The organism is Vibrio sp. SCSIO 43097 (assembly GCF_023650755.1).
GTDB lineage: Bacteria > Pseudomonadota > Gammaproteobacteria > Enterobacterales > Vibrionaceae > Vibrio > Vibrio alginolyticus.
The window spans coordinates 1,718,670-1,742,991 of sequence record NZ_CP071841.1; the positions used below are offsets into that span (position 1 = coordinate 1,718,670).

Annotated in this window: 21 protein-coding genes; 7 read left to right on the forward strand and 14 right to left on the reverse strand. The window is 43.0% G+C overall.

All coding sequences use genetic code 11. From position 1 onward, the window contains the following. The 10 genes from J4N40_RS24090 to malK all read right to left on the reverse strand — a co-directional run bounded on the left by J4N40_RS24090 (window position 1) and on the right by malK (window position 11,830). Entirely contained in the window at window positions 1-1,032 is a 1,032-nt protein-coding gene (locus J4N40_RS24090) for a glycosyltransferase family 4 protein (protein ID WP_250654571.1), read from the reverse strand. Beyond that, a complete protein-coding gene (locus tag J4N40_RS24095; protein WP_017821256.1) occupies window positions 1,029-1,862 on the reverse strand; it encodes a putative capsular polysaccharide synthesis family protein in 834 nt (277 codons plus the stop codon). The genes J4N40_RS24090 and J4N40_RS24095 overlap by 4 nt, the downstream gene beginning before the upstream one ends. Window positions 1,863-1,877: 15 nt before the next feature. Continuing rightward, window positions 1,878-3,125, reverse strand: a complete 1,248-nt coding sequence (locus J4N40_RS24100; RefSeq protein WP_017821255.1) for an O-antigen ligase family protein — start codon at window positions 3,123-3,125, stop codon at window positions 1,878-1,880. After that, the gene (locus J4N40_RS24105; RefSeq protein WP_017821254.1) at window positions 3,091-4,143 is read right to left on the reverse strand and encodes a glycosyltransferase; all 1,053 of its coding nucleotides are present in this window, start codon (window positions 4,141-4,143) and stop codon (window positions 3,091-3,093) included. The genes J4N40_RS24100 and J4N40_RS24105 overlap by 35 nt, the downstream gene beginning before the upstream one ends. 2 nt (window positions 4,144-4,145) lie before the next feature. Then, window positions 4,146-4,955 (reverse strand): putative capsular polysaccharide synthesis family protein, encoded by an 810-nt coding sequence (locus J4N40_RS24110; protein WP_005375261.1) that lies wholly within the window; start codon window positions 4,953-4,955, stop codon window positions 4,146-4,148. Continuing rightward, window positions 4,933-7,113 (reverse strand): GumC family protein, encoded by a 2,181-nt coding sequence (locus J4N40_RS24115; protein WP_017821253.1) that lies wholly within the window; start codon window positions 7,111-7,113, stop codon window positions 4,933-4,935. The genes J4N40_RS24110 and J4N40_RS24115 overlap by 23 nt, the downstream gene beginning before the upstream one ends. Before the next feature lie 15 nt (window positions 7,114-7,128). Further along, a complete protein-coding gene (locus J4N40_RS24120) occupies window positions 7,129-7,662 on the reverse strand; it encodes a polysaccharide biosynthesis/export family protein (protein WP_005375265.1) in 534 nt (177 codons plus the stop codon). A 12-nt stretch (window positions 7,663-7,674) separates the two neighbouring features. Continuing rightward, complete coding sequence (locus J4N40_RS24125) at window positions 7,675-8,880, reverse strand: outer membrane beta-barrel protein (RefSeq protein ID WP_017821252.1); 1,206 nt, start codon at window positions 8,878-8,880, stop codon at window positions 7,675-7,677. Window positions 8,881-8,890: 10 nt separating this feature from the next. After that, window positions 8,891-10,291, reverse strand: coding sequence for an undecaprenyl-phosphate glucose phosphotransferase (locus J4N40_RS24130; protein WP_042521578.1), 1,401 nt, complete (start codon window positions 10,289-10,291; stop codon window positions 8,891-8,893). 420 nt (window positions 10,292-10,711) lie between these two features. Further along, window positions 10,712-11,830 carry a maltose/maltodextrin ABC transporter ATP-binding protein MalK gene (malK, locus tag J4N40_RS24135; protein WP_005375271.1) on the reverse strand — a complete coding sequence of 373 codons (1,119 nt, stop codon included), beginning with the start codon at window positions 11,828-11,830 and terminating at the stop codon, window positions 10,712-10,714. A gap of 672 nt (window positions 11,831-12,502) precedes the next feature. Here malK and malE point away from each other — a divergent pair. The 3 genes from malE (at window position 12,503) to malG (ending at window position 16,238) form a co-directional block, all read left to right on the forward strand. After that, complete coding sequence (gene malE, locus J4N40_RS24140) at window positions 12,503-13,681, forward strand: maltose/maltodextrin ABC transporter substrate-binding protein MalE (RefSeq protein ID WP_005375272.1); 1,179 nt, start codon at window positions 12,503-12,505, stop codon at window positions 13,679-13,681. A 79-nt stretch (window positions 13,682-13,760) separates the two neighbouring features. Then, the gene (malF, locus tag J4N40_RS24145; RefSeq protein WP_005375273.1) at window positions 13,761-15,335 is read left to right on the forward strand and encodes a maltose ABC transporter permease MalF; all 1,575 of its coding nucleotides are present in this window, start codon (window positions 13,761-13,763) and stop codon (window positions 15,333-15,335) included. A 12-nt stretch (window positions 15,336-15,347) separates the two neighbouring features. Beyond that, window positions 15,348-16,238, forward strand: a complete 891-nt coding sequence (malG, locus tag J4N40_RS24150; RefSeq protein ID WP_005375275.1) for a maltose ABC transporter permease MalG — start codon at window positions 15,348-15,350, stop codon at window positions 16,236-16,238. Between the two features lie 367 nt (window positions 16,239-16,605). On the opposite strand, the gene J4N40_RS24155 is transcribed toward malG, so the two are convergent. The 3 genes from J4N40_RS24155 to J4N40_RS24165 form a co-directional block, all read right to left on the reverse strand. Continuing rightward, window positions 16,606-16,851, reverse strand: a complete 246-nt coding sequence (locus J4N40_RS24155) for a hypothetical protein (protein ID WP_005375277.1) — start codon at window positions 16,849-16,851, stop codon at window positions 16,606-16,608. A gap of 171 nt (window positions 16,852-17,022) precedes the next feature. Beyond that, complete coding sequence (locus tag J4N40_RS24160) at window positions 17,023-17,508, reverse strand: acyl-CoA thioesterase (RefSeq protein WP_151515372.1); 486 nt, start codon at window positions 17,506-17,508, stop codon at window positions 17,023-17,025. Between the two features lie 145 nt (window positions 17,509-17,653). Beyond that, entirely contained in the window at window positions 17,654-18,559 is a 906-nt protein-coding gene (locus tag J4N40_RS24165) for a DMT family transporter (RefSeq protein WP_250654572.1), read from the reverse strand. A 98-nt stretch (window positions 18,560-18,657) separates the two neighbouring features. Between J4N40_RS24165 and J4N40_RS24170 the strand changes: the two genes are divergently transcribed. The 4 genes from J4N40_RS24170 to J4N40_RS24185 all read left to right on the forward strand — a co-directional run bounded on the left by J4N40_RS24170 (window position 18,658) and on the right by J4N40_RS24185 (window position 22,664). After that, window positions 18,658-19,446 (forward strand): AraC family transcriptional regulator, encoded by a 789-nt coding sequence (locus tag J4N40_RS24170; RefSeq protein WP_005385013.1) that lies wholly within the window; start codon window positions 18,658-18,660, stop codon window positions 19,444-19,446. Between the two features lie 956 nt (window positions 19,447-20,402). Continuing rightward, window positions 20,403-20,609: an MFS transporter gene (locus J4N40_RS24175; RefSeq protein WP_139831998.1), complete on the forward strand. Its 207-nt coding sequence runs from the start codon at window positions 20,403-20,405 to the stop codon at window positions 20,607-20,609. A gap of 124 nt (window positions 20,610-20,733) precedes the next feature. Beyond that, a complete protein-coding gene (locus J4N40_RS24180; RefSeq protein WP_139831997.1) occupies window positions 20,734-21,075 on the forward strand; it encodes an MFS transporter in 342 nt (113 codons plus the stop codon). Between the two features lie 701 nt (window positions 21,076-21,776). Continuing rightward, window positions 21,777-22,664 (forward strand): isochorismatase, encoded by an 888-nt coding sequence (locus tag J4N40_RS24185; RefSeq protein ID WP_047101780.1) that lies wholly within the window; start codon window positions 21,777-21,779, stop codon window positions 22,662-22,664. Window positions 22,665-22,699: 35 nt separating this feature from the next. On the opposite strand, the gene J4N40_RS24190 is transcribed toward J4N40_RS24185, so the two are convergent. Further along, on the reverse strand, window positions 22,700-24,304 hold the full coding sequence (locus tag J4N40_RS24190) for a (2,3-dihydroxybenzoyl)adenylate synthase (RefSeq protein ID WP_047101857.1): 1,605 nt from the start codon (window positions 24,302-24,304) through the stop codon (window positions 22,700-22,702). Between the last annotated feature and the right edge of the window lie 18 nt (window positions 24,305-24,322).

Consider the following 24,322-nt stretch of genomic DNA (forward strand, 5'->3'; position numbering starts at 1 on the left):
TTAACCGTAAAGTTTATTGAGTGCGAGGCGCTGTTTTTCTTCACTGAAGGCATCGTTTAATCCTGCTGTATATTGGCGAAAATCGATCTCTTCATAATGATTGACACAATGCGCGATCTGCTTGGCCATTTCTTCAGGTGTGAGCGCTAAAAACGGGTAGTTGAGATCTTTGGTTGCGCCGATGGTCCGAATAACCATAGGAAGATGTAACTTGGATGCTTCTAGAATGGTTAACGGCATCCCTTCCCATGCTGCAGTATGTAGATAAAGGTCTGAACCCTTGAGCTTTTCAACTACCTCATCGCGAGGCAGCATGCCCGTTACATCCACATTTTCAGTGCGTAATTTCTGTTCGAGTACGTGGTCACCGCCACCTATCCATGTGATCTCTATCGGGCGGTTAAGCGCATACCGATTAAGGAACTGCAATGTGCTGATAAGAAACTGAGGATCTTTTTGGGGCGTGACACGACCAAGTACAACGAGCTTCAGCGTTTCTTGCTTGTTTCGCTCTATACGATCTTCACTTTGATAAGACACGTAGTTGTTGAGCAGTTCGGCACGTTTCACGCCAATGCTAATCGCCAAGTCACATTCTCGTTGGCTACAGCCTGCCACCACATCAATTTTGCTTAGTTTTACTTTCTCTAGCGCTCTATAGAGCTGGCGCGCGAATTCGGAGATATCTTCACGTTCGAAAGCATAACAGTGCGGAGTGTAAACCAAGCGCGCCTTGCCAAGTTTTAGAAATCGCCCGAGAAATCCTGCTTTACTCGAGTGCAAATGCACAACGTCAGGCGCAAGTGATGCAATCATGTGGTTTGCATCGCGAACAAATTGAAGTAAACCGCCTTCCACCCATTTGGTCTGTGTGAAAATATGATGGTTGTTCTCATTGGTCAAGTCGTTTTCTCGGGCTCTGGCTAGCAAGAAATGCTGATAAGGCTCGTCTCTGGATGAGTGAACATAACTATAGAGGGCGGTTTGAACGCCACCTCCAAATGCTTCTGTAACATGGAGCACTTTCTTCATGATGATTTTGTCCCTGGTGTTTGCATCCATTTGTGTTTAAAAGCATCACGCTCTTGCTCTGAATAAACGTGGCGATACAAGGGAAGATCGTACATATAGAACAGTTTTGAGAAGTCGTAGTGATTCTTAAAGTGTTGGTGGATATTGGAGTACCACTTGTTTTTCGCTTCGTTGCTGTTTTTCAGCACGAAGTCTTGCAACTCAAGAAACTCACCGATTTCTTTATCAAGAGAACTGAGCTGTTCGCATTTGATTAGCATGACGTTGGCCTGAGCGTTCTGGAATGTGAAGAAAGGTTGAGTGTTGTCCAGCTCTTGGCGCATCACATCGATATTGAAATTACGCTTTAACTCGTTGTCGAACCAGTCCGCAAAATAGTTGAGATTGATATAGTTATCAAAGCAATGCTCGAGGTGCTGATACGTGACTTCCATATCTCGGTGAATTGCATCGTTCTTTTTGCCTTCGATAAATTGCAAATGGAGATCTTGAAAGAAGCGAGAAAAGACAGTTGCGATTGGATCGCGGACCAGCGTAACGATTTTAATCTGCTCGCGTTTTTGTAAGATACGTTTTCGCTGCTTGAGCACTAAGCGATAGAGTGCGCGGTTTCGGAAGTCGAAGAATTTACTCACGTCTTTTTTATTGTGATACATGTGAAATTCTTCGTGATCATCAAAGGTGTGGATGTGATAGCTCGGGATATTTTTCTCCCCTAGCGTGTGCTCAATTGATGAGGAGCCAACTTTGCCCATTTGGTAAACTAAAACAAAATTATCAGCTTGGAGTTCTCGGTTCTTTTCAAATTGTCGAGAGATTGAATACTTCATCTATCCTATCCTTGATTATTCATATTCGTGGTGATGGTTTACCGGAAAAGTATGAGCAATGGCCCTTGAGTCGTTGCTCATGCTGATCATGACGGGTAATAAGAGTATTAAAATTATGGTGGTGTTTACCGCAACGAAAAACACCATGATGAGGGCGTATATCGCAAGTAATAGGCTTTTTCTGTTTTCATTAAGACTACGGAAGCAAAAGCGAATAAAAAGAAAATAACCACCAAACAGCAGACCGATACCAAGTAATCCGTATTCAATTGCGGTATCTAACACAAAGTTGTGGGTGTAGATCGCCAGCTCATCATAGTTAAAGTAACTGATCATAAAGTTGGGTAACATTTTCGCGCCGACACCTAACACTGGGTGTTGAAGTAAAATATCTAGCCCATTGGCAAGTAAAAGTTTTCTATGAAGATTCGATACCCAGCGGGCTTCACTTTGGTTGGCAAATAAGACGTCTTCTTGGGTTATTTCCAATGTGTCTGCTAGCGTTTCAAACCCAACGTAGAGTGTGGTTGTGACGGCAGTAAACACAATAAAGCTTAAGGCTAATAAAATCGTCCACGTGTACGTTTCGCTGAGCGATTTTCTCATTAAGTTTTTTACGAGCAGTTGGTCAAAGAAGAAAAGCAGACAAAAACCAAGTAGCGCTTTTCTTTCTTGTGACAACACCAGTAATACTAAAGCTACGAGCATCAAAAGGTGGAAAGCGCGAATTTTATCTCGATAAAGGTACAGTAGTGAGCACAGTACACCGAACCCGTATTTACTTACCCCGAGTAACTTAAACCCACTTTGATAGCCCTGAGCAAAGTGCCATAAGGCAACGAGCGTACAGATGAAAAACAACAGATACGTGAAATATACCATTACCCGTTCGTCATCAAACACGCCATAGGCGTACATTAGGCTCAGTAGGCACAAAATCGCTAACCATTGCACAGTTTCTATAACTAGCGGCATTAAAGGGACGCGATTTAGCAGACCATTTATGAACACATACCCAGTGAACAATACGAGGAACCCCATACAGGGATGCATGAGTTTTTCAGCTTTTCCTTCCAATACCACTAATGCAGTAAAACCAATAGACAAAAGGCTTGCGATGTCAGATGGGGCTAGCGCTATTCCTCCAGCACGAAACTTCATTGGAATAAAGAACAATACTAATAGGCATGCTGCAAGCAATGAGGCGCGATGGCTCGATGGCGCGGAACTATTTGTTGGCGCAAAGCTGCTGGTAGATTCCATAGTAACCTTCACGAAATTTATCGATGGTGTAGAGAGAGGCCCTATTGACTGAGTATTGACTTGCAGCGTCGTACCGCTCAACACTTTCACACAGCTGGAGGACTTTTTGGCTCAGTTCAGTGGCGTTACCAACTTGAAATAAATATTCGGCACGTCCGGTGACGTCATCCAAACCAGGTACGTCCGATGATAATACGGGTAAGCCTGCTGCCATGGCCTCAACCGCCGCCAAGCCAAAGCCTTCGACGTGCGACGATTGCACGTAAATATCCATGTCGTTCAAAAAGGCTGGAACGTCAGAAACTACGCCATGAAAGTGAACACGTTGCGCGACGTTGATTTTTGTTGCCAATTCTTGCAGTGACGATTTTTTTTCTCCATCTCCCGCAAGGTGGAGTTCGTATCGTCTTGGTAAATGGATAAGTGCTTGGATAAGCGTTTCATGATCCTTATGTTGGTGAAGTCGGCCCACCATTCCAATCTTGATAACTGGTTTGTCGATTAGGTGGCTGGCGCATCTTGGCGTCATAGAAAACCTTTTTAAATCAACGCCATTGTGCACCACGTGATATTTGTGTTGGTAGCGAGGCATGAACTTCACCAGTTCATCTTGTACTTTTTCACTAATACTGACTGTCAAGTCGTGGCCCCAATATAAGACGTATTCCATGAACTTAAACAGCGGATAGTCACGTCGACGGTTATAAGAACAGTGCTCAGTCTGGATTCGTTTTTTACCTACCGCCAATAGCGCTAGGTAAATGGAAGGGTAGAGGTGCCCGTGAACGACATCCGGCCAACGCAGCAAAGAGAATTTCTCACTCAATGGCAATGTGCGCCAGTTAAAACACTCTATGCCTTGGGCGGATAGCATTGGTAAGTAATCATTTTCATCACACAAGACCAAAATTTTGATTTCGTATTCAGGCTTATGTTCTAAAACAAGGTCGACTAAGAACTTCTGAGCACCGCCGTTCTGAGAAAGATCATTGATAATATGTAGAATCTTGGTTTTCATGATTAATTGGTCAGATATTGCTGTTTAAGGTCGGTGATTTCTGCATTTGAGAAAAAGTGCTTCGTCAATTTAGAATTCAGCATTTCTTCAACGTACTCGGGTGTAGGTTGAAATTGCGTTTTGAATTCTTTCATTAGTGGCGAGTACCATTTGTTGTCTGATTGATTTTCATAAACAACATCCACGGGGTAACCTAAAAAGTCTTCAACTGCGGAGTTAGCCTTTGTTAGCTTGTCACTTCGAATGACCAACAGCGAGAAGTTATTGTTATGGTATGTTTGATAGCCTACTTCGTGATTAAAAGACTCGTTAAACACATCAATCCCTGTTAGTTGTTTGATCTCGTTGTCAAACCACTGCAGCGCATATTGATGATTCATGTGCTTATCAAATGCTTCTTGGAGTAATTGCGGTCGTTCGGTACGTATTGCGCTGTCATCCTTTAGATATTTGTCCGCCATCCAAAAAGGAAGTGCTTGAAAGAACATTGAGACATTTCGTCCGATCGGTTCACGCACCAGCGAGATAATTCGAACTTTTTTCTTGCGCTTTAACATATGGCTCATCGTTATACGCTTTAGTCGTCGCTTTAACGCATTGATCTGAGGCTTATGCAATTGCGCTCTAACGGGGGATATTTGTTTTTGCGCATCGACGGTCATAAGGTCGTGCAAGTGAATCGAGTTAGGAATGGAATGCTCTAATGCACTCGAACCTACTTTGCCCATTTGATAGATCAATACCGGCTGTTCTTGGCTTTTCAACGTTTGGTACCAAGATAGGTTTACGTTAGTAGGCGTATTTCTGGACATAAAGCGTCTCTCCTTCCTTGGCCTTGGCTTGTGTGATTAAGACGCCAAGAGATGGAACTGAGTGTTGTATTTGTTTAGATAACGCAAGGTTAACCAGTGATGATTTTGTTGATTCTGAGCGAATGACGGTGATCAGACCATTGGCATACTGACCAAGAATAAGTGCGTCACTCACTGACAGTAGGGGTGGTGTATCGATAATGATCCGGTCATACTTATTTTGAAAATGTTCGAGCAACTTTTTAAAGCGATCAGAAGCCAGTAATTCCTGTGGGTTTGGCGGAATTAGGCCGGCCGGTAATACATCTAAGTTGGCTTCTTTTATATGTGTAACACAATCTTTGATTGGCGTATCCATCGTCAGGATATGCGTTAAGCCAGGGCTTGATTCAGCAATACCGAATCGCTTTGCGATGGAAGGTCGACGTAAATCGCAGTCGATGATCAACACCTTTTCCATTTTTGAAAACGACACCGCCATATTGATACTGGTCGATGTTTTTCCTTCTTCTGGAATAGCAGAGGTAAAGGGCAATATCTTTTGCTTCGTGTTGGTTAATCTGAGCAGAAGCGAGGTTCTGACGGAGCGGCAAGCTTCACTAAATAGCTTTTCTTCATCATCTAAATACGCGGTATAACTGACGCCGTTTTTACGCAAATTGCGTTTTTTGACCATAGGAATCACACCTAAACACGTAACACCAAGTTTTTCCTGCACATCGGTTGTGCTTCGGATAACTTCTCGCATCGTTTCTAAGATGATGACCAGAGCGCAAGCAATGGCAAAGCCAAAAAAGGTGGCAATCAGTACCAGTTTGATTCGTTGTGGTGCCACCGGGAATAGAGGAATGATGGCTTTATCAGTAAAGCGAGCCGTGACATTCTTGTAGTCGCTGGTGGCGTTGGTCTCTTTCTCACGATTTAAGAACGCTTCATAGAGTGCCTTATTGGATTCAACCTCGCGTTTTAACTGTTCGTAACGCGCTTTTTGTGACCCTAACGATTGGAAGTCTGACTTTTTGTTATCGAGTTCTGCTCGAAGCATGTCCTCTTGCGCTTTTGCAGCAAGAAGGTCTTGTTGCTTACTGAAGGAAATGTCCCGGATGAGTTGCTGGGTTCTTGATTGAATTTCAGCAAGCTGTGCTTTCGCCTGAATCATTCGATCATGCTTAGGTCCGTAGCGCTGTGCCAGTTCAGAGAGATTTTTGGCTGCCTGTGCTTCCGACAATTTTAGATCGCGGATTTGCGCTTGATTAGCGAATTCATCAATTGACAACAAGCTGTCTAAACTTTGCGAAGATTTACGTCGTAACAGTTGGATTAACGTCTGCGCTTCAATACGCTTATTAACAGCGATATTCAGCTTGCGAGTGAGTTCTTCTAGCTCATTTGCGTAAATTTCATCAATACCGTTTATATCGATCAACCCTTCTTTTAACAAGAATTCTTGCAGCGCTTGCTCCGAGTTACGTAATCGCTCCTCCAATTTTTGAGAGTTATTTGTCAACCAAGTAGCCGCATTTTGTGTAACGACCAATTTGGCTTCAAAATTTGCGTCAATGTAGGCTTGGCCGACCGCGTTGGCGATTGTCGTCGCAAGCTTAGGATCGATAGAACGAAAGCGAATTCTGACTAATTGGGTGTTACGTACTGGCTCAATATCGAGTTTACTTCTGAAAGCTTGAAGTGCCTGATAATAGGACTCTGAAAACTGGGCGGTTTCTTTTGGGCTTGGTGCCACATTCAGTAGGTCTTGAACAAAAGGAATCGACTTTATTTGGTCGATTTTTTTATTTAACCCCCCTGAGCTTGTGAATTCAGGTAATTGGGTAAGGTTCAGCTCTCTAATGACCTTATCTGCAATATGATTCGATTTTAAAATGGCGATTTGCGTTTGAAAGTACTCTTTTTTTGTCGTGTCGACGCCATATACTTCCTCGATTGAAAGGGCGCTTTTTTGCTCCTCTTGGATGAGTAGCGTAGCTGTAGCTTGGTATATCGATGCTTTGGAGTAGATATACCAAGTACAAGTTAATGAGAACAGAAGCGTGAATGCTGCGATGCTTAGCCAATTCTTTTTAATCGCTTTGAAGTGATGGCCAAAACGAATCAGTTCTACTTTGTTCATCTGGAGATTATTTGGATGAGTCCCGTTCATTTGATTCCCTGTCACTTAAAAGAAGCTCTGGTCAATAAATACAATGTCACCAGGTTCAACGTTGCGGTGCATACTGACCCCCTCCATCGTTTGACCTGTTTTATGCTTGGTGAGGTTAATGCCTTTGCGTGAGGCTCTGTCGGTCAAGCCACCTGCTAGAGCGATGGCCTTCTCTATGGTTAACCCTGGACGGTACTCAAATCCACCAGGTTTCCTGACTTCTCCATTAACGTAAAACAGACGAAAGTTATTGATGGTGACCATCACTTTTGGATTGATGAGATAATCGCCTTTTAAGCCCGTTTCTATTTCGTACTTGAGTTGTTTTGGTGTTTTTTTGATTGCTTTAATTCGGCCAAGGTAGGGGTAATCAAAGTAGCCATCTGACGTTATTAGAATATTTTTAATCGTAAGATCTTCTTCACCATAGACCTGCACGGAAATGGTATCGCCAGTATCGAGTAAGTAATCTTCCTCGTTTGAGTCAGCGTTGACCAAAGTGCTAAATAGCAACAACGCTACACTCATGAATTTGATGAATGCCTTCATTAATAATCCTTTTTACAGAGAAAACTGTGCGCTTAAAGTCCAAATGTTTTGTTCGAAGCTATAACCCGATCGGCTAGAGTTTTTATCTTGGTATTGCCAATCGGCTTGCAGCTGTATCCAACGTTTGATCTGATAATCGATACCAAAAGATAGAGTGTATCGATCGTCGTTTCTGGAGATTCCCGTGTAATCATCTTGTTGATAAACAGCACCTAAGCGAGTTGCAAGGTAACTATTCCAATCGTGCTTCAGGTTCAGTCGGTAACGAGTTTGTAGGTTGTAATCGCCATCTTGATCGGGGTTAACCGCCGCTTGAGTGGTTTTCACGCTGACTAGAGTTTGTTCTTGAGGCAACCATTCAAAGCCGATATCCCAACTAAAGCCTTTAAATGTCTCTCGTTGAGCGCTGTCAAAATCTTTGATTTGATAACCGAGTCGAGCGATGCCTTTGGTTTTTCCTGTGACTTCCCATTCGGCACCGGTGTAATAGAAACTGGTGTTGTTATCTTTCGATGGCTGCGCAGAATTTCGGTGCTGATACTCGGTTACGATTTGGTTTGTTCCGACTAACCAATAGGTTCTTGGCGTCGCTCTTAAATAGAACTCCAAATGTGCATTGGGAGCTCGAAAATCGTTGTATTTAGTTTTAGCGTTTGGGCGACCAGGCAAGCCGTCACGATAGTTTTGATAGGTTTTATCACTATAGCCTAAACCGAATTCGAGTCTGCCTTTGGCACCGTTAGATCCAAAGACATAATTGGTTTTTACATCGTTACGGTTGAACTCTATTGGTGAGTCGATTGCGCTACCATTACCTTCGGTAATATCTTCTCCTCGAACTTCATGCTGGGCGCGAAAACGGTAATCAACCACTAAACGATGGCGATGATTAAATTCGAAAAAGTTGGAAAACTGAAAAGTGTGGTCGTCGAAGTCGTTGCGATCGTCAGATGAAAAGCCAGCTTTTAACTTATATAAAATATCTGCGCGATAGCGATTCCGTTCTATACGTGCTAGTAAGCTTGGTTCTATACCCCAAATATTGACTGACTCTACATTGCCGGATTTTTCCGCTTTATTGATGTTGTCATCTCCCTCGTAGAAAGTTTTTACGAGGGGAATCAACTCTATACCAGACTCGGTTTGGTAAGCCATCGGTTCTGCGAGCAAGTCAGTAGAAAACAGACTCAATGCTATTGCCATTGTCAGTTTCTTCATAATCTCAACCTTAGTAAGCGTTAGCACCAGTGAAGCCTTTGAAAACGGTCATAAAGATGATTTTGATGTCCATCCAAACCGACCAATGGTGGATGTAATCCAAATCAAACTCGACTCTCTTTTCCATTTTTTCTAAGGTGTCGGTTTCGCCGCGATAACCATTAATCTGCGCCCAGCCAGTAATGCCTGGTTTTACTTTGTGACGTAGCATGTAGCGATCCACGATCTGACGGTATTCTTCATTGTGTGCCACGGCATGAGGGCGTGGGCCGACAATAGACATGGTCCCTTGCAGTACATTGATAAATTGAGGTAGTTCGTCCAAAGAGGTGCGACGTAGAAATCCGCCAAAAGGCGTAATACGAGGATCGTTCTTTGTCGCCTGTTTCACGTTGGAACCTTGATCCATGGTTGTCATTGAACGGAACTTCCAGACTTCAATCTTGCGTCCATCAAGACCGTACCGATGTTGTTTAAAGATGACAGGGCCTTTAGACGTTGCCTTAATGCCAATCGCAATGACGAATAGAATAGGGGCGATTAAGACCAAAATAATGCTCGAAAACAAGATGTCTTCAAACCGTTTTACCCAAGAAGAAATTCCAGCAAAAGGTGTATCAAAGACACTTAGTGTTTGAACTTGGCCGATCTGCGCCCAACGAGAATGTAAAAGGTTATAAGTGAAGAAGTCGGGAATCAGATACGTATTTGCGGTGGTATCTGAGAATTGGTTAAGAAGTGACGCAATGCGCTCTTTTGCGTGCATTGGCATCGCGATATAGACGTAATCTACTTCCCCTTTTTTAGCTCGCTCAAGGGCGTGGTCAACAGCTCCTTTAATAGGATAATCAGAATTTGGCAATCTGTCGGAAGATCGTTCGTCGTAAAAGCCATCAAAAAGCACGCCGTGTTCTGTGTGGTTTTGAATTTCGTTAGCTAGGGTAATGCCGTGAGGAGTTTGGCCGATGATGATTGCAGTGCGAGTGTTGAATCCTTTTTTTCTCAAATAGGCTAATCCGGTACGGAATGTTACTCGCCATGCCAAAAGCAGAGCGGGCGTAATCGCAAACCACAGCGCTAAAATTGTGTTATCAAATAAGGTATGGACTTCAGAAAAATACAGCACAACAAAGATAAGTGCAGAAGTCACCGCCCAAGCAACACAGACAATAAACATCTGCTCTTTAAACGAACTGGTTCGCCAAGAGCGATACAGATTGCCGCTTTCTGCCATAAATAGAAAAGAGATGCCTCCAACGAAAGCCAATATGACGTAATCTTTCCCCATCGCAGTATTCATGTCTTTGAACACTAAAAGCAGCATAAAAGAGACGATGACAGCAAGATCTGAGATGCGATATAAAAAAGCGAACTCCATCTCATGAGAGCGGATAAGTCCTTTTTGTTTCATGACTCAGTTTCCCTTCTGACACGCTACCGCCCTTGGGTGTCTTCCCCAATTGCCGTGTCGTGAACGTTATTAGTAGTTAGTGCACAGAGCATTCTGTGGAATGCTGCTGAGTTTTTTGTCACGTGTAATTTCGTTGATAAGTGTAAAAATTTGCGTTGTTGAGGTAAGTGGAAATAAGAATGATATTTAGCCCTTTGGCTAAGTTTGGCGGGTTAGGAAAAAGCTGGTACTTACTTATGAGGGATGAGGAAAAGTATTAAAAATGAAGTATCAGTACAAAGACAATGGTTTATGTGAGGGTAGAAGAAACGGGTGATTTGATTCGTTCACGATTAATGATTTAGTATCGAATTGCTGATATTTATTAAGATAAAAAAATCCCTCTCAAGTGAGAGGGATTTTTGAGTAAGGACGAATGAACTATTCGACTTCTACGCCGTTTTCTTTGTATAGGCGGCGGCATGCGCGACCATCACTGTGGAACAGGTGACAACGATGAGCTGGAATACCGATCTCGATTTTATCGCCAGTGTCGACTGCAAGCGTGTCCGGCTGACGGAAAATAACGTCGGCGTCCGCGCCTTCTAGATTTAGGTATACTTGAGTTTCGTTACCTAGCTTCTCAACAATCATCACTTCACCGTGAATACTTGCATCAGCTTCAGAAGCGGATAATAGGTGCTCAGGGCGAATGCCTAAAGACATTCGGTCGCCGCGGTTAACTGTTGTACCATCCACTGGAATCCAGAAAGATACGCCGTTAGATAGTTGAACTTTGACGCGCTCTGCTTCTACTTCATCAATGAACACGCTCATGAAGTTCATTTTCGGAGAACCGATAAAGCCAGCTACAAAGCGGTTTTGTGGGTAATGGTAAAGCTCAAGCGGCTTACCAACTTGCGATACATAACCGCCGTCTAGTACAACGATTTTATCTGCCATTGTCATCGCTTCTACCTGATCGTGCGTTACGTAGATCATGGTACAACCAAGTTGGCGTTGTAGCTTAGTAATTTGTGCACGCATGTTTACACGCAGTGCCGCATCCAAGTTTGATAGTGGCTCGTCTAGAAGGAATACATTTGGCTGCGATACCAATGTTCGGCCAATCGCCACACGTTGACGCTGTCCACCAGAAAGTGCTTTTGGTTGGCGCTCAAGCAAGTGGCCTAGTTGTAGGATTTCTGCTGCTTGTTCAACACGCTTGTCGATTTCTGCTTTGTCTGCTTTTGCTAGTTTCAAGCCAAATGACATGTTGTCATATAAGTTAAGGTGCGGGTAAAGAGCGTAAGACTGGAATACCATACCAACACCACGTTTGGATGGTTCGACGTCATTCATGCGCTGGTCACCAATATACAAATCACCTGAAGTAATGTCTTCAAGACCGGCAATACAACGTAAAAGGGTAGATTTACCACAACCTGATGGACCTACGAAAACAACAAATTCACCTTCGTTGATTGTTAGGTCTACGTTCTTAGAAATCAGTACGTCGCCATACGCTTTACAAACATTTTTTAACGTGACACTCGCCATGTAGCTCGTCCTCGATCAATTTTTTATTATTCACCGCTCATCATTATATGAATTATCTAGCGAGCAGTAACAGTAGGAATCGGTAAGTTCTTGCGGTTGGTAAGAAAAGTAGGGTAGCACTTCAATAAAATGTCCTGAATAGAAGTGCTACCCATCATAGCCAAGTACGAGTTTCTCTCCCCCACATTATTCGTATTGTCTCCCCCGTGAAATAATTACCACAAACAACACTAATAATGACATTCCACTCGTCTGGCAATGCAAAACCAGCAAATCTTTTTCCTAATACGTAGGCACTGCTGGGAAAGGGTTCTTACCATCCACTCTTGGATGACTGCAGTTTCTAAGATTGTGCGTAGTGCGACATCCTCCTAATAGAAATAATTGTAGGGGGAGTAGAAAGGGAGGAGTAAAAAAGGAGGAGGAAGAAAGCAGTTGGTCGGAAATCACATTATTGCACCACCTAAAGTTGAAACCGATCACAGGAACTATCCATTTTGTGATTTGAGTCTCTTACCCTTGGCGATTTAGATCACGAAAATACGTCATAATTGTAAGGGCGTAGGGATTAGGAGGATGAGACATATTGGATTATTTCAGATGATATATGTCGAAATACGGCTGAACCTCAATGGACTAGCCCTACATCAAAAATATAAAAAGGATACGAACATGAAAAAGTTAAGCGCTGTAGCACTAGGTACTCTTGTTGCTTTGGGTTCTTTTGGTGCTAATGCTGCCATCGAAGAAGGACAACTTACTATCTGGATCAACGGTGATAAAGGCTACAACGGCCTTGCTGAAGTTGGTAAGAAATTTGAAGAAGACACAGGCATTAAAGTGACTGTGGCTCACCCAGATGGCCTTCAAGACAAATTCCCTCAAACTGCAGCGACTGGCGACGGTCCTGATATCGTATTCTGGGCTCACGACCGTTTCGGTGGTTACGCAGAAGCTGGCCTGCTAGCAGAAATTAAACCTTCTAAGAATATTCAAGAAGGTATCGTTGATTTCGCTTGGGATGCAGTACGTTACGACGGCAAATTGATCGGCTATCCAGTTGCGGTTGAGTCTCTATCTCTAATCTACAACAAAGACCTAGTTCCAAACCCACCAAAGTCTTGGGAAGAGGTTGCAGCATTAGATGCAAAACTTAAAAAAGACGGCAAGTCTGCAATCATGTGGAACCTAAAAGAACCGTACTTCACTTGGCCATTAATGGCGGCTGATGGCGGCTACGCGTTCAAATACACTTCTGAAGGTTACGATGTTAAAGACGCTGGTATCGCGAAAGAAGGCGTTAAAGACGCAATGAGCTTCGTAAAAGGCTTAGTTGATAAAGGCGTAATCTCTGCGGATATGGATTACTCCGTGTCTGAGTCTGCGTTCAACCAAGGCAAAACAGCGATGACGATTAACGGTCCATGGTCTTGGGGCAACATTGAGAAGTCTGGCGTTAACTACGGCGTGACTACGCTACCTAAGTTCCAAGGTCAATCTTCTAAGCCATTCGTTGGTGTTCTAACGGCTGGTATCAGCACTGCGTCTCCAAACAAAGACCTAGCAGTTGAGTTCATTGAGAACTACCTACTAACAAACGATGGCCTACGTATGGTTAACAACGATAAGCCTCTAGGTGCGGTAGCACTTAACTCGTTCCAACGTGAGCTTGATTCAGATACTCGTATCGCAGCAACAATGGACAATGCGATGAACGGCGAAATCATGCCAAATATCCCTCAAATGAACGCATTCTGGGGTGCGGCTAAGAACGCAATCATCAACGTAGTTGACGGTCGTCAAACTGTCGATGCAGCTCTTGCAGATGCAGAAAAACAAATGACTAAATAATTAAGTAAGACCTTTTTAAGGAGGAGGCAACTCCTCCTTACTTTTCTATATTTATTCTATATTCGCTAGCAGGTTCCCTATGCAGTCAGTTCAAGGTACAAATGCTATGACAGCACCAGAAGCCAGCCTTCCGAGCAGCAAAAAAGTGTTCATGAAATGGTCACTTTTAGGCACAGTCGGCATCATCAATGGCTACGCAACAATCCTTATGTATTCTCGCGGTGAGATTGCGTTTGCACTACTTACGCTCATTCTTACCGCTTTAGCGTTGTTCATCTTTGGTAGCAAAAAGACGTACGCACACCGTTACATCTACCCTGGTATAGCAGGGATGATCCTTTTCATTCTTTTTCCTTTGGCGTACACCATAGGTTTGGCGTTTACCAACTATAGCGCGAAGAACCAACTCTCTTTTGATCGCGCTCAGAACGTACTTTTGGACCGAACTTACCAAAGTGGTGATAGCTACCCGTTCACTTTGTATAAAACGGAGCAAGGCCATCAACTTGTGGTTGAAAAAGATGGTGAGCTACTTGCAAGCCCGACTTTTCAGCTTGATAACCTTTCAGCATCGGAGTTTGATCTTTCACCAATTGAAGAAGTGACGGGTGAAAAAGAATCAATCAAGGCGATTGTTAAGAACCGCAGTGCGTTGAGCAGTGTCGATTTACATTTGCCAAGCGGTGATGATATCCGTATGAGTGGGCTGCGCAAATTTGCTGCAGTTGTGCCTTTGTACACATTACAAGAAGATGGTGAAACGCTTTACAACAACCGGACTGAAGAAACGCTACGTCCAAATATGGAAGTAGGTTACTACCAGCCTGTCGATGAAAACGGTCAATTTGTTGGCAGCACAGTGTCACCAGGTTTCGTGGTGAACATTGGTACCCACAACTTTGAGCGTGTTTGGAAAGATGATGGTATCAAAGAGCCGTTTATCAGTATCTTTATCTGGACCATTGTTTTCTCTGCGCTAACCGTATTGTTTACGCTTGTTATTGGTCTTGTCCTTGCCAGTGTGGTTCAGTGGGAAGCACTTAAAGGTCGCTCAGTTTACCGTTTGTTGCTAATCCTGCCTTATGCAGTTCCGGCGTTTATTTCTATCTTGATCTTTAAAGGTTTGTTTAACCAAAGCTTTGGTGAGATCAACATGTTGTTGGAAGGCTTATTCGGAATTAGCCCGGCTTGGTTCTCTGACCCGTTCATGGCGAAAACCATGATCTTAATTGTGAACACTTGGCTTGGTTTCCCTTACATGATGATTTTGTGTATGGGCTTACTAAAAGCGATTCCAGACGATTTATATGAAGCATCAGCAATTGATGGTGCGAACTTTGTCACGAACTTCACACGTATCACACTACCAATGATGTTGAAGCCGTTAACACCATTGTTGATCGCGAGTTTTGCATTTAACTTCAACAACTTCGTACTTATCCAGTTGTTGACTGGCGGTGGTCCAAACATGATTGGTACATCAGAGCCTGCGGGTTACACCGACCTGCTAGTAAGTTACACCTACCGAATCGCATTCGAAGGTGCTGGTGGTCAAGACTTCGGTCTAGCAAGTGCAGTAGCAACGCTTATCTTCCTATTGGTTGGCGCATTGGCACTTATCAACCTACGCGTAACTAAAGTAGCTCAGGACTAAGGAGAAATTACAATGGCAATGGTACAAGGTAAGTCATTAAAGTATCGTGTTTGGGCTACTCATATTGCAATGTGGGCATTCTTGGCACTGATTATTTTCCCTTTACTGATGATCATCGCGATTTCATTCCGTGAAGGTAACTTTGCAACGGGTAGCCTGATCCCAGACAACCCAACACTTGATCACTGGAAATTGGCATTAGGTTTCTCGGTGACTAATCCAGACGGTACAGTTACACCGCCACCATTCCCAGTAATGACATGGTTGTGGAACTCGGTAAAAGTGGGTGGTATTTCTGCAATCCTAATCGTGGCGCTATCAACCACATCGGCTTACGCGTTTGCTCGTATGAAGTTCAAAGGTAAGAACACCATTCTTAAAGCGATGATGATCTTCCAGATGTTCCCTGCGGTGTTGGCACTGGTTGCTCTGTACGCGTTGTTCGACAAACTGGGTCAGTACATTCCTTTCCTTGGTCTGAACACGCATGGCGGTCTGATCTTCGCTTACTTAGGCGGTATCGCACTGCACGTTTGGACCATTAAAGGCTACTTCGAAAGTATTGACTCGTCTCTAGAAGAAGCAGCGGCTCTTGATGGTGCTACACCATGGCAAGCATTCCGTTTGGTATTGCTGCCACTGTCTGTGCCAATCCTAGCGGTAGTCTTCATATTGTCGTTCATCATGGTAATTGGTGAAGTTCCTGTAGCGTCACTACTGCTTTCTGATGTAGACTCGTACACACTTGCAGTGGGTATGCAGCAATACCTATATCCACAAAACTACTTGTGGGGTGACTTTGCCGCAGCTGCTGTACTTTCAGCAGTGCCAATCACTGCCGTATTCTTACTTGCGCAGCGCTGGTTGGTTGGTGGTCTAACCGCTGGCGGTGTAAAAGGATAATCTCTTGTGGTCTGAGATTGATAAGAATAACTAGAAAAGGGCGACCACATGGTCGCCCTTATACTTAGCACGGATATTACAATTTTGGTTTGGCCGCCGATCAGTAATATCTTGGCTTTTATTGGCGTTACGCATAGCTGGCTGTTAGCTTAGTTCCTTACGATTCAATCACTAACAGTTTTTGTAACCATAACCTGAGTTTAGACTCAGGTTTTTTTATGCCTGTTAAAGGCAATTTTGCAATAAGTAGATAGAGATTAGCGGCTTTGCAATGGATTACACAGGGCTTGAATAATGCCCTGCGTAGCACTTCACATAAATAACTAGAGCTTAGTAAAAAGCTAAATTGAGGTAGGGAAGGAAGAGATTAAAACTCTCGGCTGGAAGGTGCGCATCCAACGTATTGAAGCAGCGTGTACAAACTTTCTTGCTGCAGTGCGACGCGACGAAATAGATTAGCAAAGGTAACGTCACCGCCAAAGCAAGTTTGAATGTAATGATTAATTTCTGTTTCGTTATACCCCTCGACGTACATGGTTCTCACCCACTGGTACTCGACCGCTTTTAAATTGGTCAACGTCTCTTCACTTAAGGTCGTTTCTTTTAGTCTCAAGATCCAAACTCTATCCAACTCTAAAATAATGGATGGATTTAAGCAAAGCTAGGTGAAGGATTTATGACAGAGAAGGGCGAGCGTGAAACAAATGGCAAAACCATGATGTTGCTCCACACTCTGGGTCTGGGTAACGTTGAGGTACTTAATAGCGTTCTTAACGGATGCCAGTTACTTGAGATATTTAACGTGTGCTTCCATTTCTTCCCCAATCTCTTTACGCATGTTCATAAGACGGATAGCGGATTGCTCTAAGGCTTTGTCTTCATCTGACTCTGGAATCCATTTCGGTACATCGGTTGGTTTTCCGTTTTCATCTACAGCAACCATGATAACGATACAGTGAGTGGTGAGTCTGTTTTTCATTTGCTTTGGATCACTAGCTTGCACGTCAATCGCAATGTGCATTGAGCTTCGTCCGGTATAAATGACTTTCGCGCTAACTTCGACTAAGTTGCCGACATGAATCGGAGCAACAAACCGAATGCCGCCAGCATATACGGTAATGCAATATTTACCACTCCACGCTGCAGAACAGGCGTACGCTGCCAAGTCGATCCATTTCATTACGGCGCCGCCGTGCACTTTTCCGCCAAAATTTACGTCGCTGGGTTCTGCTAAAAAGCGAAGGGTAATGTCTCTTTGACCACTGCTCATCTGTCTTTCCTTGATGGGTTATTGTTTTCCCAATTTAGCAGCAAGATGAATTTTCGGGAATAGCGAATGAAACAAAATATTAACTTTTATTCGAACGCTGGAAGTGACAAGCCACAGCGTAGTTCTGTGGCTTGAGGTGTAGATGTTAATTGGCGGTAGAGGCAATCTCAGAATTGGACAATAGTTCTCTCTGTCTTACTTTTATTTGCGACAGGATAACGCCAGAGATGACTAACAACCCACCAATAATATGGTAAGCGTAAATTTTCTCACCAATTAGTGTTGAAGCAAGTATGACGGAAACCACAGGCATTAGGTTCATGAACATAGCACTTGAATCAGCACCAATTGAATCAATCGCTTTTACCCACATCAGCGGCGCGAAAATGGAAGCAGCAATACCAGCATAAGCGATTAATGGTAGCGCGTCTTGGCTTGGTAACAGTTGTTCACTAGAGAGCCAAAGTGGTGTGAGCATCAAAACAGAAAAGAAGCCCTGCATGTAAACCAGAGTCAAACTACTGAATGGCATTTTCCAGCGTTTTAGCAGAACACAATAAGCCGCGTATACCATGGCAGCAACGAGCATTAAGCTGTCACCTTGCGTTAAGTCTTGATGTAAAAAGTAAGTGATATCACCGTGACCAAGCATAAATGCTAAGCCGCCGAGCGAAATGACACCACCGACGATACTTAACATTGATATAGATTTACCGAGCAATGGGACACTTAAAAACACGCTGATCAAAGGAACTAAAGAGGTGATCAGGGCCATATTAGAGGCCGTTGTTGTTAAACCGGCATAGTATCCAAGTGACTGGTTGAGAACCATACCAAGTAACGCAAGAAACGCCAACTTAGCTAAGTAAGGTCGAATAATGTGTCGTTGTTTGATGATTGCAGGCAGGCAAAATGGCGTTAGGAGTACCATTGCGACAAACCAACGGTAGAAACTCATCGCACTTGGTTCAATGGCGCTCGCAGCCATCTTGTTCACAATTGAGTTACCACCCCAAATCATAACGGTGAAAAACGGAAGTAAATAAATCATGAGAACCCTATAGCACAATTATTGATGGCGCTAGTCTGGCAGGTCTTTATAATAAAAAGTATCTCTTAAAAGACATCGTAAGCGATAGGAAGACAATTTTGAAAAAGAGCGCCAGAAATCTTCATCCCTCCTTATCAATCGATCGTGCGCCATCAGATGTATTTATGAATTTCGAAGCGTTTCTCTCTAATACAGAAACACGAATTCATAGCCACCCTTGGGGGCAAGTGCAACTGATCAGCGGTGGGATTCTGGAGATGGATGCAGAAGACACAAGATTTCTAGCACCTCCACATCTTGCTATTTGGGTTCCCGCCGGAATTCGTCACACTAGCTACAACCGTAAGCCAATCGAATATTGTTCTTTGAATATTGCCCCTGAATTGACGGCGCATTTTCCAACTAAAACGAGCTTGATCAAAGTGACTCCAATCGTGTCATCTATTATTGAGGACTTTCGTCAGCGAGACATTAATGTGGCGCAAACTGATGAAGACAAGCGCTTGGTACAAGTGTTATTGGACCAGCTTGCAAAGCAAGAAGTCGAACATCACTTTTTACCGACTACCGACAATAAGTATCTTGAACCGATTTTAAAAGCAGTAGAAGAATCGCCGACGGATGAGATCAGTTTGGCGGAGTGGGCGGCAAAAGTGCATACCACAGAACGCACGTTAGCGAGACATTGCCAGAGTGAGTTAGGAATGAGCTTTACTGAGTGGCGCTTACGTGTGCGATATTTACATTCTATGGAGTTGCTGCGTAAAGGGCAGACCGTAAAAGAAGTCGCTCTGACGTTAGGTTATAACCAAGCTAGCCCTTTTATCGCGATGTTCAAGAAATACTCCGGCATGACACCGGAGCAATACAAGAATCGATTGTTATAGCTGAGCGATTATGTAATTTAAGCCGATACATCAACTGAAATCTAGAGTGATTTTACAATGTTCGACTAAGCTAAGAAATCATCTCGCGAACGCAACAGGGCAAGTTCATGAGTTGGAAAACGATATCATGAATTTTGAGCTATTTAATCTATCTTTCACTTCAAAGATGTTATTTCTCCATCTTTCACTACTTGTTTAACAATGGAGGGCTGACGCTCTCATGATTTGGGTAACAGAACAAAATAACCAGCCTACATTTTTTGAAAATTTATTTACCCCATTCGATGGGACTAATTTAGTGCGTGAAGCTTGGAGCGAATACATTCACTGGTGAACTTAGTTTTATGCCGAAGAGGTCTTAGCCCAGGGCATAAACCTATTACTTAAGTACGCTTAAAGAGGATATAGATATTAGATTATGGTACTTATGACAGAGCAGAGTCTTTAAAGTGTGCTACGACGCTCAGTGATGTGAAGAGAAGGGATAGTCTTTTAGGAAAGTATATATTAATGGCTAATTGTCAAGAATTCTTTAGTTCAAACAAGTACTGGCATAAAGGAGACTTCTACAAAAATTTTTTCAGAGGCCGTTCCATATTGAATTAAAGGCACTAAGTCTGAAAGGTCTAGGCTAAATAAAGGTAGCGAAAATTACGCGATGATAAGGGAATTGAATAAAATCTCGAGATAGATATCGCCTGAAGCTTAATGTGTTGTTTAAGAATCCACTTCGGCTATACAGTTGTGTCCTTTAACTAAATGAAGTTGCAATATACACAATGAAACAACACATAAACTTGATTAAAGATCAACTAAGGGAGGGGGAGTATATACGAATTTATCATCACGGAAATAGATATGATGGATGAACGTGAGGTTGAAAAGACCAGAAAGCTTAATTGAGGTCACTGTTTCCTATTCTTCTTTTTCGCAACATATCTCTGGCCGTAGCAAACGTGGCTTCTTTCGCGTTAGGATTTTCGGCCTATGCAAGTCTTTTCTTTCTGTCACTGTATCTACAACAAGCGCAAGGCGATACGCCACTGGAAGCTGGGTGGCATCTGATGCCTCAATTTGTGGTAATGGGGGTAACATCATTGATCTTCGGCCACATGACACAACGTATTTCACTAGAAAACTATTGGTTGGCGGATACGCTTTAATTGGTATTTCTCTATTCTCAATGTCACTGTTTACTGCCTACACGCCTTACCTTATTGTCGGTAGTATTCTGACTGCTCTTGGCCTCGGGATAGGATCTCTGTTCTTGCGACGGGTATGATGGTCATGGGGTATGCTCCCGCAGAATGTGCCGGGATTGCATCGGCAACCATGAACGCTTTGCGTCAGATAGGCACGACACTGGGTATTACGGTATTAGGTAGTATCATGAGCATCTATGCAATTCAACAGATGTCGGAGGTGGTCAGTTCCAACAATATGCTAAATGCTGTTGGGACTGCTCAAAGTGCAATAGTCAGAAATGAGCTTCCTTCAAATCAAGAAGGGTGGCTCTTAGCTTATCGGAACGTGATGGCAGCTGGATTTGGAATTGTGATGTTCTGTGCTGGTGTGCTCAGTGTGGCAACTACTGTGTTGTTAGTTGTTTTCACGCCAAGTGGTCGCTAGAAGTATCCCTATATAGACAGTCATTACTAGAGTATGAGGTATCTAGCTCACCGTTTATGAGTTTGATAGGTGGAAGTCTATTACTGAGGTTCTTAATTAATGATTATTAATCAACAGGTTATCTGAGTTTAGATACCTTAAATACTTATTGTGTTATACTCGGAATTCTACGTTTATCATTGATGTTTTGGGTCTTTCAGTATCTCCCTCCTTTTAAATCAGCAACTTTTAGCCGCGCATCTTCTTCCAATACTTTGAGTGTATTATCTGGCTAGCCCATATCACTGGACATTTTTCGCCATGTGTAAAATATCACGCCGAAGATACTGTATTATTTATGGCTGACCCTTTAAACGGAATACTAGCATCTTCTGCTTTGAGAATGGCTGTCGGTCACTATTTCCAAAATTACTTTTCTATGTTCATCTTTCTCACTAAACGATGAACATCATTAAGTTAACACTTGATTAGAAGGTGAGGTGGGAGCCTCTTTGCATAATTTTGGTGGAAATGACAACGCAATAACGTTAGCAAAGCTCTTTTTATTGATATAGCTATTCCAAAGAACAGCAACAATCAATTGATTTCATATTCTCATTTGTTTATATTAAATGTTAATGATTTTCATTTTCAATAGATGTTTGAGCTAATATGTAAATGCTCATGGGTTTAATGTGATAATTCTTAATAAGGATAGTGAGATGGCCATTCCCAAGATCGCCCCATACCAAGTACTTCAACCAGAATCATTTCCCGTCAATAAAGTGGATTGGGTGATAGAGCCTAAGAAGTCGGTTGTCTTAGTTCATGATTTACAGGCTTACTTCCTCAACTTTTTTGATACAAGATTGTCTCCTATTCCTGAACTTATACAAAATGTTAAAAAAGTTACAGAGAATGCTAGAGCCGCAGGCATCCCTGTTGTTTATACGGCTCAGCCTGCTAATCAAGACCCAAAAGAAAGGGCACTCCTAACGGATTTTTGGGGCTCAGGCCTAACTCAAGATACGGAGATAGTGCCAGAAGTATCGCCGCAATCTGGTGATATTCAATACACCAAGTGGCGCTATAGCGCGTTTAAGAAAACGCCATTACTTCAATGGATGAGAGAGGAGCAAAGAGACCAACTTATTATTGTTGGGGTTTATGGCCATATCGGAGTCCTCTCAACAGCACTCGATGCCTTTATGCTAGATGTCAAACCATTTGTTATTGGTAACGCGATTGCAGACTTTTCGAAAGAAGATCATATGTACACGCTTAAATACATTTCTGGTCGAAGTGGCTGTATTAAATCTGTCGATGACTTTGTCACAAGCGTCAGTTCAGACATCTCTTTGCCTTCTAGCGCTCTCAGTCTTGAAATAATGAGAAAGGAGGTTGCGGATATTCTTGAAGTTGATTTAGATGAAGTAGATGTAGACGAAAATCTTATCTTTCTCGGGTTAGACTCCATTCGTGTAATGACGTTGCATAGTCGTTGGAAAAAGCAAGGTTTAGATATCGCGCTTTCTGAAATGGTGGCAAAAAATACCATTAGAGACTGGTGGGAAGCAGCTCAAGTTCAAGCTCAAGGTGCAGTAATATAAATGAGATCCCCCTGCAGCGATGCAAGGGGATGCACCTAAGTGCTATATTCTGCTCTTAAAGCCTTTTTATTGATTTTACCGACAGAGGTTTTCGGCAATTGTTGGCAAAACTTGATGTAATCAGGGATTTTATATTCTGCAACTCCTTGTGAGTATAAAAATTTCTTAATCGCAACGGGCTTAAGGTTAGCGCTCGTATTGCAGACGATTACAGCGCAACTTTTTTCTCCTAAACATTTATCAGGAACGCCTATTAAAGCGGCATCATGAATATCATCATGTTTAAGTAATATATTCTCAATTTCTTCAGTGGCGATTTTTTCTCCACCTCTGTTAATTTGATCTTTTTCTCTTCCTGTTACAATGATATTACCTTCGGCGGTTTGGCGGACAAGATCTCCCGTGGCATAAAAACCGTCTACGGTAAACGAGTGTTGGTTATGCTCCGGAGCTTTGTAATAACCTCTTATTGTGTAAGGGCCTCGGGTCATCAATAGTCCTTCTTCTCCGAGTGAAACCGGAGTTCCCTCTTCATCAACGATTAGTATTTCATCATGTTCCGATATAGGACGGCCTTGTGTTCTTGTTATGACGTCGACAGGGTCGTCTAGGCGGGTATAGTTAACTAGTCCTTCGGCCATTCCAAATACTTGCTGCAAATTACATCCAAGAGCAGATGGAAGTTTCCGAGCAGCACTCTCGCTAAGCTTTGCTCCACCTACTTGAATGAGATTTAAACTCGAAATATCTTGTGTCGCACTCTGTGCGTATTGCATCCACAGTAAGGCTAGGGGAGGGACGAGGGCGCATGTATTGACTTTGTGCTGTTCAATCAAAGAAAAGTTGAGTTCAGGTGAGCCATCTAGGCTGAGTATTACGCAACCTCCAGCAAATAGTGTTCCTAAAGCACCGGGAGAGCTTAATGGAAAGTTATGAGCGGCTGGTAGCGTGCACAAATAGCGAGTGTCTTGATTAAATTGACAGATACTGTTACTTCCCAAAATACTATAAGCGTAGTCATTATGGGTTCTTGGAATTAGCTTTGGTGTACCTGTTGTCCCTCCTGACAATTGAAAAAAGGCAACGTTATCTGCAGTAGTAGTTTGCTTTGCACAGGGCTCCGCAATCAAATTTTTAAGTGAGTGAACATGCCCTTTCCCAGCTTCCCCAGTCGTAATTGCGAAGTCTACAGTAGTGCAGTTCTCAAGTAGTTGAGAAGCGATGTTTTGCGCGGTTTCTCCTGATGCATGCTCGGAAAATATATAGGCTCTTGCTCTTGCGTGATCGCAAAAATAGCTCAACTCTAAATAGCGATGTGCAGGCAGAGCGAGAACGGGCTTGATCCCTTTGAAGGTTAGAGCGAAAAACGAGAAATAAAATTCAGCCGTATTATTGATTTGTAAAACGACATTATCGCCAGGCTGAAGACCTAACTTGATGAACCCTCCTGCTAGTTGATGGATTCGTTCCAATAACTCTTTGTAGCTATAGGTGTTGTCTCCACAACAGATTGCAAGCGCGTCGGGTGAAGAAGACGCGATAGTATGGAGATGGTCATACAAAGTTTGATCTTGCCAATATCCTAGGTCTCGATATTTACTGCTTATGTCATCTGGCCAAGGTGTGTATTCATGGTTCATCATTATTTGCCTCTTCCC

Bases quoted from the DNA above. Each gene is read 5' to 3' on its own strand.
- J4N40_RS24090 (WP_250654571.1), bottom strand. From the start codon at position 1,032: ATGAAGAAAGTGCTCCATGTTACAGAAGCATTTGGAGGTGGCGTTCAA.
- J4N40_RS24095 (WP_017821256.1), bottom strand. From the start codon at position 1,862: ATGAAGTATTCAATCTCTCGACAATTTGAAAAGAACCGAGAACTCCAA.
- J4N40_RS24100 (WP_017821255.1), bottom strand. From the start codon at position 3,125: ATGGAATCTACCAGCAGCTTTGCGCCAACAAATAGTTCCGCGCCATCG.
- J4N40_RS24105 (WP_017821254.1), bottom strand. From the start codon at position 4,143: ATGAAAACCAAGATTCTACATATTATCAATGATCTTTCTCAGAACGGC.
- J4N40_RS24110 (WP_005375261.1), bottom strand. From the start codon at position 4,955: ATGTCCAGAAATACGCCTACTAACGTAAACCTATCTTGGTACCAAACG.
- J4N40_RS24115 (WP_017821253.1), bottom strand. From the start codon at position 7,113: ATGAACGGGACTCATCCAAATAATCTCCAGATGAACAAAGTAGAACTG.
- J4N40_RS24120 (WP_005375265.1), bottom strand. From the start codon at position 7,662: ATGAAGGCATTCATCAAATTCATGAGTGTAGCGTTGTTGCTATTTAGC.
- J4N40_RS24125 (WP_017821252.1), bottom strand. From the start codon at position 8,880: ATGAAGAAACTGACAATGGCAATAGCATTGAGTCTGTTTTCTACTGAC.
- J4N40_RS24130 (WP_042521578.1), bottom strand. From the start codon at position 10,291: ATGAAACAAAAAGGACTTATCCGCTCTCATGAGATGGAGTTCGCTTTT.
- malK (WP_005375271.1), bottom strand. From the start codon at position 11,830: ATGGCGAGTGTCACGTTAAAAAATGTTTGTAAAGCGTATGGCGACGTA.
- malE (WP_005375272.1), top strand. From the start codon at position 12,503: ATGAAAAAGTTAAGCGCTGTAGCACTAGGTACTCTTGTTGCTTTGGGT.
- malF (WP_005375273.1), top strand. From the start codon at position 13,761: ATGCAGTCAGTTCAAGGTACAAATGCTATGACAGCACCAGAAGCCAGC.
- malG (WP_005375275.1), top strand. From the start codon at position 15,348: ATGGCAATGGTACAAGGTAAGTCATTAAAGTATCGTGTTTGGGCTACT.
- J4N40_RS24160 (WP_151515372.1), bottom strand. From the start codon at position 17,508: ATGAGCAGTGGTCAAAGAGACATTACCCTTCGCTTTTTAGCAGAACCC.
- J4N40_RS24165 (WP_250654572.1), bottom strand. From the start codon at position 18,559: ATGATTTATTTACTTCCGTTTTTCACCGTTATGATTTGGGGTGGTAAC.
- J4N40_RS24180 (WP_139831997.1), top strand. From the start codon at position 20,734: ATGGGGTATGCTCCCGCAGAATGTGCCGGGATTGCATCGGCAACCATG.
- J4N40_RS24185 (WP_047101780.1), top strand. From the start codon at position 21,777: ATGGCCATTCCCAAGATCGCCCCATACCAAGTACTTCAACCAGAATCA.
- J4N40_RS24190 (WP_047101857.1), bottom strand. From the start codon at position 24,304: ATGAACCATGAATACACACCTTGGCCAGATGACATAAGCAGTAAATAT.